The organism is Microbacterium sp. SWDP-B6 (assembly GCF_059803615.1).
In genome coordinates this window covers 475,463-492,037 of the sequence record NZ_JAPFGV010000001.1, presented here as the reverse complement: position 1 = coordinate 492,037, position 16,575 = coordinate 475,463, and the positions used below count along the sequence as shown (strand labels likewise).

The 16,575-nt window shown below is 67.6% G+C and carries 15 protein-coding genes; all 15 read right to left on the bottom strand.

Features of this window, described 5'->3' with window-relative positions; all coding sequences use genetic code 11:
• Positions 1–9 precede the first annotated feature (9 nt).
• Positions 10–594 (bottom strand): hypothetical protein, encoded by a 585-nt coding sequence (locus OPU70_RS02475; protein ID WP_042536622.1) that lies wholly within the window; start codon positions 592–594, stop codon positions 10–12.
• Between the two features lies 1 nt (position 595).
• The gene (locus tag OPU70_RS02470; RefSeq protein WP_498557079.1) at positions 596–2,173 is read right to left on the bottom strand and encodes a Rieske 2Fe-2S domain-containing protein; all 1,578 of its coding nucleotides are present in this window, start codon (positions 2,171–2,173) and stop codon (positions 596–598) included.
• A gap of 75 nt (positions 2,174–2,248) precedes the next feature.
• Entirely contained in the window at positions 2,249–5,548 is a 3,300-nt protein-coding gene (locus OPU70_RS02465; RefSeq protein WP_498557078.1) for a DEAD/DEAH box helicase, read from the bottom strand.
• Positions 5,549–5,604: 56 nt separating this feature from the next.
• Positions 5,605–6,015, bottom strand: coding sequence for a transcription antitermination factor NusB (gene nusB, locus OPU70_RS02460; RefSeq protein ID WP_042536620.1), 411 nt, complete (start codon positions 6,013–6,015; stop codon positions 5,605–5,607).
• 3 nt (positions 6,016–6,018) lie between these two features.
• Entirely contained in the window at positions 6,019–6,579 is a 561-nt protein-coding gene (efp, locus tag OPU70_RS02455; protein ID WP_042536619.1) for an elongation factor P, read from the bottom strand.
• A 75-nt stretch (positions 6,580–6,654) separates the two neighbouring features.
• Entirely contained in the window at positions 6,655–7,092 is a 438-nt protein-coding gene (aroQ, locus tag OPU70_RS02450) for a type II 3-dehydroquinate dehydratase (RefSeq protein ID WP_056376921.1), read from the bottom strand.
• On the bottom strand, positions 7,089–8,177 hold the full coding sequence (aroB, locus tag OPU70_RS02445; protein ID WP_079112815.1) for a 3-dehydroquinate synthase: 1,089 nt from the start codon (positions 8,175–8,177) through the stop codon (positions 7,089–7,091). The genes aroQ and aroB overlap by 4 nt, the downstream gene beginning before the upstream one ends.
• A complete protein-coding gene (locus OPU70_RS02440) occupies positions 8,174–8,692 on the bottom strand; it encodes a shikimate kinase (RefSeq protein ID WP_042536616.1) in 519 nt (172 codons plus the stop codon). The genes aroB and OPU70_RS02440 overlap by 4 nt, the downstream gene beginning before the upstream one ends.
• Positions 8,676–9,905: a chorismate synthase gene (aroC, locus tag OPU70_RS02435; RefSeq protein ID WP_042536615.1), complete on the bottom strand. Its 1,230-nt coding sequence runs from the start codon at positions 9,903–9,905 to the stop codon at positions 8,676–8,678. The genes OPU70_RS02440 and aroC overlap by 17 nt, the downstream gene beginning before the upstream one ends.
• 54 nt (positions 9,906–9,959) lie before the next feature.
• Positions 9,960–10,772 carry a shikimate dehydrogenase gene (locus OPU70_RS02430; RefSeq protein WP_498557077.1) on the bottom strand — a complete coding sequence of 271 codons (813 nt, stop codon included), beginning with the start codon at positions 10,770–10,772 and terminating at the stop codon, positions 9,960–9,962.
• On the bottom strand, positions 10,769–12,289 hold the full coding sequence (gene mltG / locus OPU70_RS02425) for an endolytic transglycosylase MltG (RefSeq protein ID WP_498557076.1): 1,521 nt from the start codon (positions 12,287–12,289) through the stop codon (positions 10,769–10,771). Before mltG ends, OPU70_RS02430 begins: the two co-directional genes overlap by 4 nt.
• Positions 12,289–12,765, bottom strand: coding sequence for a Holliday junction resolvase RuvX (ruvX, locus tag OPU70_RS02420; protein WP_056376932.1), 477 nt, complete (start codon positions 12,763–12,765; stop codon positions 12,289–12,291). The genes mltG and ruvX overlap by 1 nt, the downstream gene beginning before the upstream one ends.
• The gene (gene alaS / locus OPU70_RS02415) at positions 12,762–15,422 is read right to left on the bottom strand and encodes an alanine--tRNA ligase (protein ID WP_056376934.1); all 2,661 of its coding nucleotides are present in this window, start codon (positions 15,420–15,422) and stop codon (positions 12,762–12,764) included. Before alaS ends, ruvX begins: the two co-directional genes overlap by 4 nt.
• Before the next feature lie 81 nt (positions 15,423–15,503).
• On the bottom strand, positions 15,504–15,692 hold the full coding sequence (locus OPU70_RS02410) for a hypothetical protein (protein WP_056376937.1): 189 nt from the start codon (positions 15,690–15,692) through the stop codon (positions 15,504–15,506).
• Between the two features lie 105 nt (positions 15,693–15,797).
• Positions 15,798–16,427: a 30S ribosomal protein S4 gene (gene rpsD, locus OPU70_RS02405; RefSeq protein ID WP_052492801.1), complete on the bottom strand. Its 630-nt coding sequence runs from the start codon at positions 16,425–16,427 to the stop codon at positions 15,798–15,800.
• Positions 16,428–16,575 lie beyond the last annotated feature (148 nt).

The following is a 16,575-nucleotide window of genomic DNA, read 5'->3' as shown; positions in this document are numbered from 1 at the left end:
TAGCGCGACTCAGCGCCACTCCAGGACTTCACGCACGACCGCCTGCGAGGCGGGCGAGCCGTCGTTCGCTATGCCGGAGAGCGACTCGTGCGAGAGCATCGCGCCCTCGGCCCCGGCGGCGGCGGTGATCTGTTCCAGGGCGGATGTGACGCGTGGTGCCGCTGCGCGCGCATGCGTCGCATCTCCACGTGCCGAAGTGTGCGGGAAGACGACGAGCTCGGCCACGCCGACGGCGACGGGGCGTGCTGCGGCCACGACGAGCGTCGGGGGCAGCACGGGCTGCAGCGCGTGGGGCAACGGGAAGGGCAGTTCGTCGGTCAGCAGACCTCGCCACCAGCTGCGCTTCGAGCCCTTCTCATCGCCGATCTCGAGCGCGGTCGCCGTCCACTCCGAGCCTCGCGCGCGGAGCCTGCCGTCGAAGTCGTCGTCGCGGCGCTCGAAGCCCACGCCGGTCAAGAAGTCCGCGGCGATGCGCACGAGTCGCTCGGAGTCGGATCGCACGATCCATCGCGCACCGCGCAACGGCCCCTTGTACTCGAGCCGCGTCGTTCGGGCATCACGACCCGATCCCTGCGGATGCGGGGTTCGTGACACGTCAGCTGGCCTCGCTGAGCACAGCGTCGCTGACCTCGTCGATCTTCGTGGAACGGATCGGGTGACCGCTCGTCGACAGGCAGCGGCCGGTCTTGAGGTCCCACTTCCAGTCGTGCATGCTGCAGGTCAGGATGCCGTCTTCGTCGACCTTGCCGGTCTTGGTCAGGTCGGCACGCAGGTGCGGGCAGCGGCGCTGCACGACCCAGTCGCCGATCTCGGCGTCCTCGGTCTGATCCGTCTGCTCCTGGTACCAGTTCTCGACGTACTCGATGCGGTCGACCGAGAGGCACTTGAGGAACGTCGTCAGGAACTCGTTGAACTTGCCGCTGCGTCCCACCTGGAACTGCATGGAGAGGAAGATCGAGTTCGACCAGTCGATCTCATGATCGCGGATGTTCGTCGAGACGAGATCAGCGGGGATCGTGTACCAGTAAATGCACTCCTCGCCCGCATACTCGCGGACCTTCGCCCGAGGGAAGTCCACGACCATGTCGATGTCGCCGATCCTGAATCGCACGCAGCCACCGACTCCGAGACGGATGGTGCGCGACTTCTTCAGCAGCGGCTCCCACCAGGTCTTCAGCTCCTCGAGCATCTCGGCGGCAGGAAGGACCTCTGCGCGAGAGGCCTCCTCATCGAGGATCTCCTGCTGGCGGGACGCCCGCTGCTCTTCGAGGTAGTCCCACTTCTCATCGAAGATGTGGGCGAGCTCCGCCTCGGAGTACAGCGTCTGCTCGGTCGACACCTGACCGGCGTCGACGGTCACGACCGTCCCCGGAACGAACAGATGCCCGTCGTACTGCGGCGAGAGCTCCTTCATGTGGGCGAGGAACTGCTTCTGGTCCGTGAAGATGGACTCACCGTTGCGGCCGACCCCGTTGAAGTCGAAGAGATCGTCGCGCAGGAACATGGGCGGCCCTGCCATCGGGAAGACGTGCGGAGCGTCCACCTTGTCGATGTAGTACATCGCTCGCTTGTTCTGCGCGTCTCGCTTGAGCTTCGCGAAGTTCTGCTTCGCGTCCATCGGCAGGTCGTAGACCATGGGCCACCAGATCGCACCCGAGACCTGTGTGAAGTACGCGTCGGGCTTGCCGAAGTGCAGCAGTGTGTCGAGGTCGAGGGGGTGGGAGTCGTTCTGGTTGAGCACCGATCCGGTGCCGTCGTCGACGCTCAGCGACGAGTCGCCGATGGGGCCGTCACTCGGCGCTCGCAACGGCGTGATCATGATCTTGAGATCGCCGCGCTCGATGATCCTGCCCGCCGGGGCGTAGGTGATGTTCGTGTATCCCAGTGCCCTGATGTCCTGTTCGAGGTCATCGATGGGGTACTCGGGCAGCAGCACCTCGATGTCCTTGCGGATGTAGCGCTCGAGCAGCGTCGGGTCGAAGTGGTCGCGGTGCCGGTGAGAGATGTAGAGGAAGTCCGCCTCGCGGCCGAACCGCTCCCAGTCGAGCGCACGGTTGTCGGGGAACGGGAACCACGAGCCGAAGAACGAGGGCCCGAGAACCGGGTCGCAGATGATGTTCCCGCCGACTGTCTCGATGAACATCCCGGCGTGGCCGAGTCCCGTGATCCGCATGCATTCCTCCTGAAGTGAACCGTTCGATTCTACCGACGGGGTGCTGGACGGATGCGGTGACCCGGCCGGAACAAATCAGGCCTCGTCGAACAGGCCCTTGATGTCGTCGGCCGTGAGCGACTGCGCGAAGAGCTCGTCGTCGTCCATCACCGCGGTGAAGAGCCTGGCCTTGCGGCGCTGAAGCTCGAGGACCTTCTCCTCGATCGTGCCGGTCGAGATCATCCGATAGACAAACACCTGATTCGTCTGCCCGATGCGGTGCGTGCGGTCGATCGCCTGCTCTTCGGCGGCCGGGTTCCACCAGGGATCGAGCAGGAAGACATAGTCGGCTTCGGTCAGCGTGAGTCCGAACCCACCGGCCTTCAGGCTGATCAGGAACACCGGCTGCTCCCCCGCCTTGAACCCGTCGATCACCTGCTCTCTGCGCCGCGTCGAGCCGTCGAGATGCGCATACGGGATGCCGGCGGCCTCGAGACGAGCAGCTGCGAGATCGAGGAACGAGGTGAACTGGCTGAAGACGAGCGCGCGGTGCCCCTCGGCCTGCAGCTCGACCACTCGCTCGAGAAGCGTGTCGAGCTTGCTCGAGCCGATGTCCGCATCGGATTCGTCGACCAACGCAGGTGCGAGGCTCAGCATCCGCAGCAGCGTGAGAGAGCGGAACACGATGAAGCGGTTGCGATCGAGATCGTCGATCAGCCCCAGGACCTTCTGACGCTCGCGCTGCAGCACGACGTCGTAGAGCGCCTTGTGCTCCGGGCTCATCTCGACCTCGAGAAGCTGCTCCTGCTTGGCAGGGAGATCGGGCGCCACGAGCTCCTTCGTGCGCCGCAGCATCAGCGGCCTGACGCGACGACGGAGCTGGGCGAGGCGCCGAGCGCGATACTCGCCGCCCTCCTCGTTCTCGGGGACCTTCCCCTTCTCGATCGGCTGGATGTACCGGTCCTTGAACTTCCGCGCCGAGGGGAAGAGCCCCGGCGCGGCGAGTTTGAGAAGCGACCACAGCTCGGAGAGGCTGTTCTCCATCGGCGTGCCGGTCACGGCGTACGTGACGTCGGCACGGAACGTCGAGATGGCGCGGTGGAGTCTCGTCTTGGGGTTCTTGACGAACTGGGCCTCGTCGAGGATCAGCCCGGCCCACTCGACCTCGCGGAACTCCTCTTCGTCGAGTCGTGCGACCGTGTACGAGCTGACGACGAGATCGCTCGACCGTGCCGCCGCCCTCAGCACGTCAGCGCGTTTTCCGCTCGTGCTGTCGACGATCGACACGCGAAGCCCCGGAGTGAATCGCGCGGCCTCCGACCGCCAGGTGCTCAGCACCGACGTGGGCGCGAGCACGAGGAACGGCCGCGTCTCGCCGGCATCCCTCGTGTGCTGCACGAACGTCAGGAGCTGCAGGGTCTTGCCGAGACCCATGTCGTCGGCGAGGATTCCGCCCAGCCGATGACGCCACAGGAAGACCAGCCAGTCGAAGCCGGTCTTCTGATAGGGGCGCAACTCCGCCTGAACCCCCTCGGGCACGGGCGTCGGGGGGACACCGGTGGCCTGACGAAGCCCGTCAGCCGTGGCGCGCCAGCTGACGGCAGGCTCGGCCTCGTCTGCGAGATCCTCGAACTCCTCCCAGAGATCGGTCTGGTAGCGACTGATCCGGGGGCCCGTCTCCCACTCGTCGAGCTCGCCCGCCTCCTCGATGAGGTCACGGAGACGATCCAGCGACGGGTGGTTGAGTGAGAAGTACCCGCCATCGGAGAGGAGCAGCTTCTTGCGCCCCTTGCTCAGTGCCGTGAACAGCGGCCCGAAGGGGATCGTCCGGCCGTCGATCGTCACCAGGATGCCGAGATCGAACCAGTCGGAATCCGTCGACTCGACGGTCGTGACCTTGACCTGCGGATCACCGGTCAGCTCGCGGTACGCCTTGCGCTCTCCGCTCGATTCGACGCGCACTCCCACCGCCTCGAGCGAGGGAACCCCCTCCGCGACGAACGCCGCCGCGTCGATGTCATGGAAGGAACCGCTCGGCCTGAAGCTCGTCGTACGGAACTCCTGCCACGCAGCCTCGATCGCCGCCCTCTTGGCGGTCTCGACGGCGGCGTCGCGCACTGCTGCGTCGTTCCAGGCGAACGGCACGCGCCCGAACTGACCGTATGACCATTCGAACGTGTAGCTCACGACATCGCCGCGCTCGTAGCCGACGGTCAACACGGGCTCCGGCTCGGGAACGTCGGGAAGCGCGACCGCACCGACCGTGCGCACGGTGCTTCGTCTCGCCAGCAGCGGATACGCGTCGGCGATGAACGCCTTCTCGTCGTCGGAGGGCACGACGATCGGATCGGGTGCCGCGAGCAGTGCGCGCGTCTGCTCGCTCAGCGACACCTCGGCGAGGACGATCTCGATCCGTGCGCCCACGAGGCCGACCGAGTACACCCCCGTGCGGCCGATCGGATGCACCTCCCGGTCAGGAACCTCTCGATCGTCGATGCGCACGTCCGCGGACACCGCCAGAGAGCCGTCGTCCGTTCGAGTGATGCGTGTCGAGACCTCTGCGCCGGCAGCGATGCGCACCGAGGCGCTCTTCTGACTCGCGACGAGCGGGATGCCGAGCTCGGCTCCCGCTCGGAGGTGCCGCCAGAGCAGAGGGGACTCGACCTGGTCGAGGACGAGCCATTCGCCGGCGTTGCCGGAGAGCAGCGAATCCCGCGAGATGCTGAGCAGGTCGCCGAACCAGCGGTTCTGATCGCGGCCGAACTGTGAGGCGTCGCGCCGGACGGCATCCCAGCCTGCGCCTCCCTGAATCCAGGCGCCGGTCTGCGCACTGCGCATCATCGGACGGATCGCCAGCAGCAGCTCCCCGTTCGGGCGTGCCAGATCGCGTGCCGTCGCAGCACGAACGGGGCGTGGTCCCCAGTGGTTCTCGCTGCGGGACTCGCGATGCCGCAGCTCGATCCCGAGCGCGAGGCGCTGGGGGTGCCGAGAGACCGACGGGTCGAGCAGGCTGCGCCACGACGTCGCCGCAGCGCTGCGGGGCGCGGCCGACTCCGGTTGAGCGTCTGGCTGACGCTGAAGAGCCGCGGCCTGCTGGGAGTACTCGTGCACGTTGGACGCGAGCAGCGTCGCGACGACGTGCTTGCAGCCGCTGCCCACCGGGCACGAGCAGCGAGTCGTCCTCGGACGCCTCGTCCCGTTCGACGAGTGGAAGAGGATCTCGGTCACATACTGGGCATCGGAGCTGCCGCGAACATGCCCCTCGAGTTCGAGGAGATCCTCATGCCAGACCACGTCGAGCACGTTGCCCTCGCGGAAATAGGCGAGACCGCGTTGATAACCACCCGCATCGGTGATCTGCATGAGATCCCGAAGATCGACGTGCGGCGCGGGCATGACCCCATCCTTCCCAGGGCCTCCGACATCTCGGAGACCGCGTCCTGAGTCGTCGCTCAGGCCGCGCGAGAGACGCGGGCGAGCACGCCGTGCACGAATGCGCCCGAATCGTCGGTGGAGAACTCCTTGGCGAGTTCGACCGCCTCATCGATGGCGACGGCCGTCGGCACCTCGGCGTTGAACAGGATCTCCCAGACACCGATGCGCAGCAGCGCGCGGTCGACCGCGGGCATCCGCTCGAGCTTCCAGTCTCGACTGTGCGTCGTGATGAGCTCGTCGATCTCGTCGCGGTGGTCGATGATGCCGTCTACGACTTCGCGCGCGTACAGCCAGGAGGCCTCGCGGGCGGGTTCGCTCGCGGCGCGCTTGGCTTCGGCGGCCAGGGCCACCGCGACCTCGTCGCCACGGACGTCGGCGGAGAACAGGATGTCGAGTGCGCGCTTGCGCGCCTTCGTACGGGCGCTCACGCCTTACTTCTCGCGACCGAGGTAGTCGCCGGTGCGCGTGTCGACCTTGACCTTGGTGCCGGTCTCCACGAACAGCGGCACCTGGATCTCGTAACCCGTCTCGAGCGTGGCGGGCTTGGTGCCGGCCGACGAGCGGTCGCCCTGCACGCCCGGCTCGGAGTAGGTGATCTCGAGGATCACGGACGCCGGCAGATCGATGTACAGCGGGTTGCCGTTGTTGAGCGCGATCGTGACCTGCTGGTTCTCGAGCAGGAAGTTCTTCGCGTCGCCGACGGTCGCCGCGGGGACAGTGATCTGGTCGTAGTCGGTCTGGTCCATGAAGACGTAGCCGTCACCATCGGTGTACAGGTAGGTGTAGTCGCGACGGTCGACGTTCTCGATCTCGATCTTCGCGCCGGCGTTGAACGTCTTGTCGACGACCTTGCCGCTCATCACGTTCTTGAGCTTCGTGCGGACGAACGCGCCGCCCTTGCCGGGCTTGACGTGCTGGAACTCGACGACGCTCCAGAGCTGCCGCTCGATGTTGAGGACGACGCCGTTCTTGATGTCTGCGGTAGATGCCATGCGCTGGACTTTCCGTTTCTAGAGTCTGGGGGCCGCTCGCGTCCGAGGTGGACTGGGGTGGGCCGAGAGTCGATTCTACGCGATGAGCGCTGCGAGCTGCCGCACAGCGCTCGCGTAGCCGTCGACGCCCTCGCCGATCACACGCACCGCTGCCACATCGTGGAGGTAGGAATGGTGCCGGAATTCCTCCCGCGCGTACACGTCGGAGATGTGCACCTCGGCGAACGGCAGAGCGACGCCGGTCAGGGCGTCGCGCAGCGCCACACTCGTGTGCGTGAGCCCGCCCGGGTTGATGATGATCGCAGTGCAGTCCTCCCTCGCGGCGTGGATGGCATCGATCAGCACCCCCTCGTGATTGCTCTGCAGCGCCCGGAGCTCGAAGCCCTCCGCCTCGGCGGCCGCAGCGGTGAGCTTCTCGACATCGGCGAGTGTCGCCGTGCCGTAGACCTCGGGCTCGCGGCTGCCGAGCAGGTTGAGGTTCGGACCGTTGACGAGCAGGATGCGACGGGTCATTCGCCGATCTCCTGGTAGGCGGCGAAGAGCAGCGACTCGTCCGGCGCCTGCAGCACGGTGGGCTTGGCGATGTCGTCGAGGAGGATGAACCGCAGCATGCCACCCCGGCTCTTCTTGTCGCGCTGCATCGTCGCGAGCAGCTGTGGCCATGCACCGGCACGATAGCCGGTCGGCAGCCCGAGCGAGTCGAGGATCGTGCGGTGACGCTCGGCGGCGGAGTCCGACAGTCGGCCGGCGAGTCGCGACAGCTCAGCCGCGTACAGCATGCCGATCGAGACGGCCGCACCGTGTCGCCAGCGGTATCGCTCGGCATGCTCGATCGCGTGGCCGAGGGTGTGGCCGTAGTTGAGGATCTCGCGCTGGCCCGCTTCGCGGAAGTCGTCGGAGACGACCTGCGCCTTCATGTCGATGGCGAGTTCGATCGCCCGACGGAACTCGGGTGTCGTCGAGTCGACGGCGCGCGCGGGGTCCGCTTCGATGATGTCGAGGATCTCGGGGGCCCAGATGAATCCGGCCTTCACGACCTCGGCGAAGCCCGCGGTCGCCTCGTTCGGGCTGAGGCTGGCGAGCTCGTCGAGGTCGCCGATCACCGCGCGAGGTGCCCAGAAAGCGCCGACGAGGTTCTTGCCCTCGGCGGTGTTGATCCCGGTCTTGCCGCCCACCGATGCGTCCACGAGGCCGAGCACGGTGGTGGGCACCTGGACGAGCTGCACCCCCCGCAGCCAGGTCGCCGCGACGAAGCCGGCGAGATCCGTCACGGCGCCGCCGCCGTATCCGACGACGGCGTCCGAACGGGTGAAGTCGGCCTGTCCCATCACCTGCCAGCAGAAGGCGGCCACCTCGATGCGCTTGCCCTGCTCGGCATCAGGCACCTCTGCGAGCAGAACCTCGCGCTGACCGTTCTCGACGTCGGCGAGCAGCCGATCCCGCAGCTCCGCCGCACGGGCGGCGAGCGTGGGCGGGTGGACGACGAGGACCTTGCGCACTCCGGGATCGAGCGCCTCTGACACCCGGTCGAGGATGCCGCGGCCGATGGCGATGTCGTAGGGGTTCTCCCCCGTCACGCTGATGGTTGTCGTACTCATCCCAGTTCTCTCCTCCATGCCACGATGTCGTCGGCTATGCGCTGCATGGGGCGCCGTGACGTGTCGAACGTCACGGATGCCACCTCGTCATACCAGTCTCGACGTTCTTCGAAGATCTGTGTCCAACGCCCGACGGGGTCATCGCCCGCGAGCAGGGGGCGTCCGCCGCTGTGGATCCGATCGGCGACCGCCGCAGGGGTCACGGTCAGGAACACGACCGGGTGCTCGATCAGCAGCGTGCGGGTGGCCGCGTCCGTCACGGCCCCACCGCCGAGGGAGATCACACCGCCCGTCCCCAGAGCCTCTGCGACCGCGGCGCGCTCGAGCGCGCGGAAGTGCGCCTCACCGTGCTGCTCGAAGATCGCCGGTATCGGGCCGTGTGCTGCGACCACGCGCTTGTCGGTGTCGACGAACGGCACGCCGAGCTTGCGCGCGACGCGACGCCCGACGCTGGTCTTGCCGGCGGCCATCGGACCGACGAGCACCAGCGTCAGCGGATCAGCCTCGCTCGTCATGCGCGATGAGCGCCGCCTCGGACGCGGGCGTCGTGCGCAGCTCGGCCGGGATCGCCGCGAGGTAACCCTCGAGGTTGCGGCGGGTCTCGCCGATGCTGTCGCCCCCGAACTTCTCGAGCACGGCATTGGCGAGTTCGACGGCCACCATGGCTTCGGCCACCACTCCGGCCGCCGGCACGGCGCACACGTCAGAGCGCTGATGGTGTGCGGTGGCGTCCTCGCCCGAGGCGACGTCGATCGTGCGAAGAGCATGCGGCACGGTGGCGATCGGCTTCATTCCCGCGCGCACGCGCAGCACCGTTCCGGTCGACATCCCGCCCTCGGTGCCTCCCGCGCGGTCCGAGCCGCGCGAGATGCCGTCTGCGGTCGCGAACAGCTCGTCGTGAGCGGCGGAGCCGCGTCGGCGCGTGGTCTCGAAGCCGTCGCCGACCTCGACGCCCTTGATCGCCTGGATGCTCATGAGGGCCTGCGCGAGACGTGCATCCAGACGGCGATCCCAGTGAACGTGCGAGCCCAGTCCGGGCGGAAGACCGTATGCGAGCACCTCGACGATCCCACCGAGGGTGTCGCCGTCCTTCTTCGCGTCATCGACTTCCTCCACCATGAGGGCGGAGGTCGTCGCGTCGAAGCAGCGCAGCGGATCGGCATCGAGCGTGTCGACGTCTTCGGGGGTCGGAAGCGGAGCGCCGTCCGGCACGCGTACCGGCCCGATCGACAGCGTGTGGCTGACGAGGCGGATGCCCAGCTCGCCGAGGAACGAGCGGGCGATGGCGCCGAGGGCGACCCTGGCAGCCGTCTCTCGCGCGCTGGCACGCTCGAGGATGGGCCGTGCTTCGTCGAAGTCATACTTCTGCATGCCCACGAGATCGGCGTGTCCTGGCCGCGGGCGGGTCAGCGGTGCGCTCCGGCCACGGGACTTGTCTGTCAGCTCGACCGGTTCGGGGTTCATGACCTCGATCCACTTCGGCCACTCCGTGTTGCCGATGCGGAGAGCGATCGGGCTGCCGAGGGTCTTGCCGTGGCGGACGCCGCCCGAGATCGTCAGCTCGTCCTGCTCGAACTTCATGCGCGAGCCGCGCCCATAGCCGAGCTTGCGACGTGCGAGATCGGCCTGGATCGCCTCGGAGGACACAGGGACGCCTGAAGGCAGACCCTCCATGACGGCAATGAGTTCTGGGCCGTGCGATTCGCCGGCCGTGAGCACGCGGAGCATTGCTCTAGTCTCCCACGCCTTTCGACTCGGATCGTGCCGCGTGACGACCGGTGACTACAGAACGGCCTTCATCGCAGCGACCACGGCCTCCTCGGAGGGCAGCGGAACGCTCTGGTCGCCGTGCAGGAAGATCCGGACCTGCCGCACGGCCTGGCGCAGCAGCATCCCCTCACCGGAGACGGCGCGGCCGTCGCTCCAAGCCGATGCGAGAGCCGACGGCCACGGCGAATAGGCGACGTCGAACAGCACTCCCCCGCTCGCAGACAGCCGCGCAGAGGTCGAGGGGTCGAGCGCCGTGCCACCGGGCAGCGTCGCCACGGTGAGCCCGACGTCGGGCAGGTCGGCATCGAAGGGAGACGCCGAGATCGTGACACCGAGCCGATGCCCGAGGGCCACGAGCGCGGCGGCGCGTTCAGGTCGGCGTGCCCGCACATCGATCGAGCGGGCTCCCGCCTCGACGCACGCGACCAGAGCGGATGAGGCCGTGGCACCGGCGCCGAGGATGCGGACCCGGTCGATGTCGAGCAGCCCCTGCTCGCCCAGGGCATCGACGATCCCGCCGACATCGGTGTTGAACCCGCTGATCCCACCGGTCAGCAGGAGCGTGTTGACCGCTCCGGTGAGGTCCGCGTAGCGATCGTGCGTTCGCGCGGCTCGATGCGCCTTCTCTTTGAGGGGCATCGTGAGCGAGAGCCCGCACCACGAATCGTCCAGAGTCTCCAGCGCCTCGATGAACGCCGCCTCGTCGACTCGGCGACGCGTGTACTCCCAGTCGAGACCGAGTGCGGCGTATGCCGCGGCGTGCAGCTGGGGTGACTTGGAATGCGCGATCGGGTCTCCCCACACCGCGAGGCGCCGCTGGGTCATCCGGCCGAGCATCCCCCGTCAGGATTCTCCTGGCACCACTGCTCCCACTTCTCGACGCCCTGAAGGTGCTCCTCATAGGTGACCGAGAACTGGGTCTCGCCGGTGGCGAGGTTCGTCGTCACGAAGTACAGCCACGGACCGTCGGCGGGGTGCATCGCTGCGTCGATCGCCGCAAAGCTCGGGCTGGCGATCGGTGTGACCGGCAGGCCGGTGTGCACGTAGGTGTTCCACAGGTTGTCGTCCTCGAGCGCCTCGGCGGAGCTCGAGACGACCCCCTCGTGGAGCGAGCCGTATCCGTATTGCGCCGTCGAGTCCATCTGCAGCTTCATGTCGATGTCGAGACGGTTCTCGATCACGCGAGACACCTTCGGGAAGTCTGCGGTGAGGCCCTCGCGCTGGATGATCGACGCGATCGTCAGCACGCGCTGCGCATCCTCGGCCGGCACCCCGGCCTCCGTCAGCGCTTCCTTCGTGCGATCGACCATGCGCTGGATCACCTGCGTGGCCGTCACCTCCGGATCGAACGTGTAGACGGCAGGGAAGAGCCACCCCTCGAGGCTCTGCGCGCTGACACCGTAGGTCGCAGGATCCGCGTCGACCGCAGCCTGAAGCTCTTCGACGGGCATGCCCAGAGACTCGGCCATGTCGGGCAGCGAGGATTCGATGGTCGCGCCCTCGCCGACGCTGGCGGAGTTCTCGCGCTTGTTCTCGGGGTTCTGCAGCGCCTCGAGCGCCGCTTCGGCCGTCATCTTCTCCTTCAGGGAATAGATGCCCGGATAGAAGGTGACCGCGATGTTCTCGGTGACGAGGTAGTCGTAGAAGACATCCTCCGTGCGCGTGACGCCGGCTTCGTGCAGCGCCGCCGACACGGGTGCGCCGGTGTCGCCCTCATGGATCGTGACGAGCACCTCGCCGGTGGCCATCCCCGGCTCCCAGTCCTTCGGATCGCCCCAGCCGAGGGCATCGCTGATCTTGTCGCCGTACGCGTTCCACGCCCAGACGCCTGCGCCGACGATGCCGCCGATCACCGCGAGGACGATGACGAGGGCGACGAGGCACCCTGTGCGACGCTTCTTCTTCGCCGGCGGTCGGTTGCCGGTGTGGTCCTCGGGATGTCCGTGGAAGAGGTCCTCCAGACGGCCGCCTGCCGCGGAGCCGTCGCCGGCCCGGGCCGGAGCACCGTCGCCGGTAGGCCCGCCCGACGGGGCGTCGGAGGCTCGCTCCGCGGAGGCCGTCGGATCCGCCGAAGGCGACGACACGGCGGGGTCCTCGGCAGCGGCCGTCGGCATCGCTCGGGGCGACACGTCCTCACCCGTCGGCGTGTCCGCGGACGGGCGTGCGGGGTCAGTGGACGACTGCGCGGCGGCGGCTTCGCGTGCCGCTCGACGAGACCCGGGCGCGGGTGGCGTGTTGTCCACCGTCGGGATCTGCTGCGCCGGGTCGGGAAGGTTCTCGAACAGGTCACCCAAGCGGGCGTCCGGATCGTGCTGGGGCGAAGCACTCTCACGTTCGGGCATTATCGGGGGGACTCCTCGTCGAGCGGAATCGTGGCACCGGTCGGGTTTCCGGTGCTCTTCTCCGTGTCGATCGCCTGCTGCAGCAGGACCACCGCGGCGATCTGATCCACAATGCTACGAGAGTTCTTCTGTGTTCTGCCCGAAGAACGCAACGCGGCGTGTGCAGTGACCGTGCTGAGCCGCTCGTCCACGAGCCGCACAGGAGTGCCTGTGCGAGCCTGCAGGGCGACCGCGAACTCACGGGAATCCGTCGTCGATGCCGTGTCGGCACCCATCAGGTTGACGGGCAGTCCGACGACGAACTCGAGCACGTCGTAGTCCTCGGCGATCGTGGCGATCCGGTCGATCGCCTGCTCGTTCCGCTGCACCGTCTCGACGGGCACCGCGAGCATGCCGTCCGGATCGCAGCGAGCGACCCCGACGCGCGCCCGCCCGACATCGATGCCGATGCGCACCCCGCGGCGGAATCCGCTCACGCTGACTGCAGCTCCTGCGACACGGCCTCCAGCGCCGACTGCAGAGCTGCGACATCGGTGCCACCGCCCTGAGCGACGTCATCACGACCGCCGCCACCTCCACCGAGCACCGAAGCGGCACGCTTCGCGAGCGCTCCGGCCTTGGCGCCGGCCGCACGGGCGGCGTCGTTCGTCGCGACGACCACCACAGGGCGACCGTTGACCGAGGCCCCGAGCGCGACGACGGCGGCGTCGGAACCGAGGCGGTCCCGGACAGCGAGGACGAGCTCGCGCACGTCATCGGCCGAAGCCACCTCGCCGAGCGACTGCGCAGCGACCCGGAAGGCGCCGACGCGGCTCGCCGCATCGGCGATGGCCGGAACACGCCCCGCGCGCTCCTTGGACTCGAACTGCGCGATGCGCTTCTCGGCCGCCTTGAGGCTCGCGGAGAGATCGGCGATGCGCTCGGCGAGCTGATCGCGAGGGGTCTTGAGCGAGGTCGTCAGCTGCGACACGAGCGCACGCTCTGCCGCGAGCTCGCGGAACGCATCCTGACCGACCAGCGCTTCGATGCGTCGGTTCGACGCACCGACGGACGATTCGCCGACGACGCTGACGAGACCGATCTCCGCGCTCGTGCTGACGTGGGTTCCCGCGCACAGCTCGCGAGACCACGGCCCTCCGATGTCGACCATGCGCACGACATCGCCGTACTTCTCGCCGAAGAGAGCCATGGCTCCGGCATCCTTCGCCTCATCGAGCGTCACGATGCGGGTCGTGACCTCGAGGGCGTCGTTGACGGCGCGGTTGGTGATCTCCTCGATCTCGGTGCGCGTGTCAGCCGAGAGCGCCTGCGACCACGAGAAGTCGAACCGCATGTAGCCCGCACGGTTGAGCGACCCGGCCTGCGTCGCCGTCGGACCGAGGGTGTCGCGGAGCGCGGCGTGCACGAGGTGCGTCGCGGAGTGAGCCTGGCGAGCCGCGCGTCGATTCGCCGCATCGACGACGGTGGTGGCCGCATCGTCGACGGCGACGACACCGCGGGTGACCTCGACGGTGTGACTGATGAGTCCGGGCACCGGGCGCTGCACGTCGAGCACCTCGAGCTCGTACCCGGGGCCGACGATCACGCCCTTGTCGGCGACCTGCCCACCGGATTCGGCGTACAGCGTGGTCTCGGCGAGCACGACCTCGGCGATCTGCCCCTCTGCGGCGCTGCGAACGGTGTGGCCGTCGACGAGGATTCCGAGGATGCGCGAGTCGACCTCGAGCTCGGAGTATCCGTCGAAGCCCGTCTCACCCAGAGCCCGGAGATCGCGGTACACAGAGACGTCCGCGAGCTGACGCTTGCGATTGCGTGCATCGGCCTTGGCGCGCGAGCGCTGCTCCTGCATGAGGGTGTCGAACGCCTCGCGGTCGACCGCCAGACCCGCTTCTTCGGCGACCTCGAGCGTGAGATCGATCGGGAAGCCGTAGGTGTCGTGCAGCAGGAACGCCTCGGAGCCGCTCAGCGAGGCTCCGCCGCTCTTCTTCGTCTCATCGAGCGCGAGGTCGAGGATCGTGGATCCCGATGCCAGCGTGCGGCGGAAGGTCTCCTCCTCGGCGATCGCCGAGGCGGAGAGAGTCGACCACTCCTTCTCGAGCACGGGGTAGGCGGACTTCATCGCGTCGCGCGAGGTGGCGAAGAGCTCGGGGAACACCGGCTCGTCGACACCGAGCAGACGCATCGAGCGCACAGTGCGACGCATCAGGCGTCGGAGGATGTAGCCGCGGCCCTCGTTGGACGGGCGAACGCCGTCCGACAGCAGCATGAGCGACGAGCGCACGTGGTCGGCGACCACCCGGAAGCGGACGTCGTCTTCGTGCACGGCCCCGTAGCGCCGACCCGAGAGCTCGACAGCACGGTCGAGCACCGGGCGCACCTGATCGGTCTCGTACATGTTCTCGACGCCCTGCTTGAGGAAGGCGACGCGCTCGAGTCCCATGCCGGTGTCGATGTTCTTCTGGGGCAGCTCCCCCACGATGTCGAACTCGGTCTTGCCCCGGATGTTCTCGATGAAGTCCTGCATGAACACGAGGTTCCAGATCTCGAGGAACCTCGAATCGTCGGCGGCCGGGCCGCCGTCCTTGCCGTATGCGGGGCCGCGATCGAAGAAGATCTCGGAGTCCGGTCCACCGGGGCCGGGCTGACCGGTGTTCCAGTAGTTGTCGGCGCGCCCCAGACGCTGGATGCGCTCGGGCTTGAGGCCGATGATGTCACGCCAGATCGCCTCGGCCTCGTCATCCGTCTCATAGACGGTGACCCAGAGGTCCTTCTCGTCGAAGCCGAGGCCGCCGTCGGCCTCGGAGCTGGTCAGGAGCTCCCACGCGTAGCGGATCGCACCCTCTTTGAAGTAGTCGCCGAACGACCAGTTGCCCATCATCTGGAAGAAGGTGCCGTGACGCGCGGTCTTGCCGACCTCTTCGATGTCGTTGGTGCGGATGCACTTCTGCAGATCGGCGATGCGCGGATGCGGTGCGGGCACGACCCCGGTGAGGTACGGGATCATCGGCACCATTCCGGCGACGGTGAACAGGAGCGACGGGTCGTCGCTGACCAGCGAGGCCGAGGGGACGATGAGGTGGTCGTTCTTCTCGAAGAAGTCGAGATACCGCTCCGCGATCTCCGCAGTTTTCATAGGGGTGCCAGGTGTCCTTGCGTACAGGGTGTGGAAGGGCGTGACGGCTGACGTGATGTCGCGGCGAGGGTGCCGCGACGGTCAGTCGTCAGAGGGGTCGGTGAGACGAGCCTGCTCCGCGCGGAAGGCATCGCCGACGATCCCCGTGAACTCGTTGAAGCGGGCGTCGACCTCGGCGAGGATCTCATGACCGCGCGGGTCGTTGTTCATGAGATGCGCCGCGACGAAGCCGCCGATCACACCGATCAGGAACCACTGCACGTTCTTCATGTCGCCATCCTTGCCTTTGGCCCGCGTGGGCGCGGTGCTTCCATCGTATGCGGAAACGACAGAAGGCGTCGGGTGACCCCGACGCCTTCTGCGGAAAAGCTGAACTCAGCGAGCTGCGTAGTACTCGACGACGAGCTGCACTTCACAGGTCACGGGGACCTCGGCGCGCTTCGGGCGACGAACCAGGCGAGCCTGGAGCTTGTCGAGCTCTACCTCGAGGTAGCCGGGAACGGGAGGCAGGACCTCGGCGTGACCGCCGGCTGCTGCGACCTGGAAGGGCTCGGTGCCCTCGCTCTTGGCCTTGACGTGGATGAGCTGACCCGGCTTCACGCGGAAGGACGGGCGGTCGACGAGCTGGCCGTCGACGAGGATGTGACGGTGCACGACGAGCTGACGAGCCTGCGCAGTGGTGCGGGCGAAGCCCGAACGCACGACCAGGGCGTCGAGACGCATCTCGAGCAGCTCGACCAGGTTCTCACCGGTCAGGCCCTCCTGACGGCGAGCCTCGTTGAACGTGTTGCGCATCTGCTTCTCGCGGATGCCGTACTGCTCGCGCAGACGCTGCTTCTCACGAAGACGGACGGCGTAGTCGCTGTCAGCCTTGCGCTTGGTGCGGCCGTGCTCGCCCGGAGCGTAGGGACGCTTCTCGAGGTAGCGGGCGGCCTTCGGGGTGAGCGGGATGCCGAGTGCACGGCTCAGACGCACCTTGCGGCGGTCCTGGGACTTCGTGGTCACGAAGTTATCCTTCCGATGACGTGGTCGCGTCTTTCACGACTCACGGACGTATCGTCCGCGTTCTGCCTTGGAGCGCACGCCGGGGCGCCAGCAAGGTGGGGTGTGAACGAGGAGATGCCCGAAAACTTGGTTTCGAGCCGATCCAGTC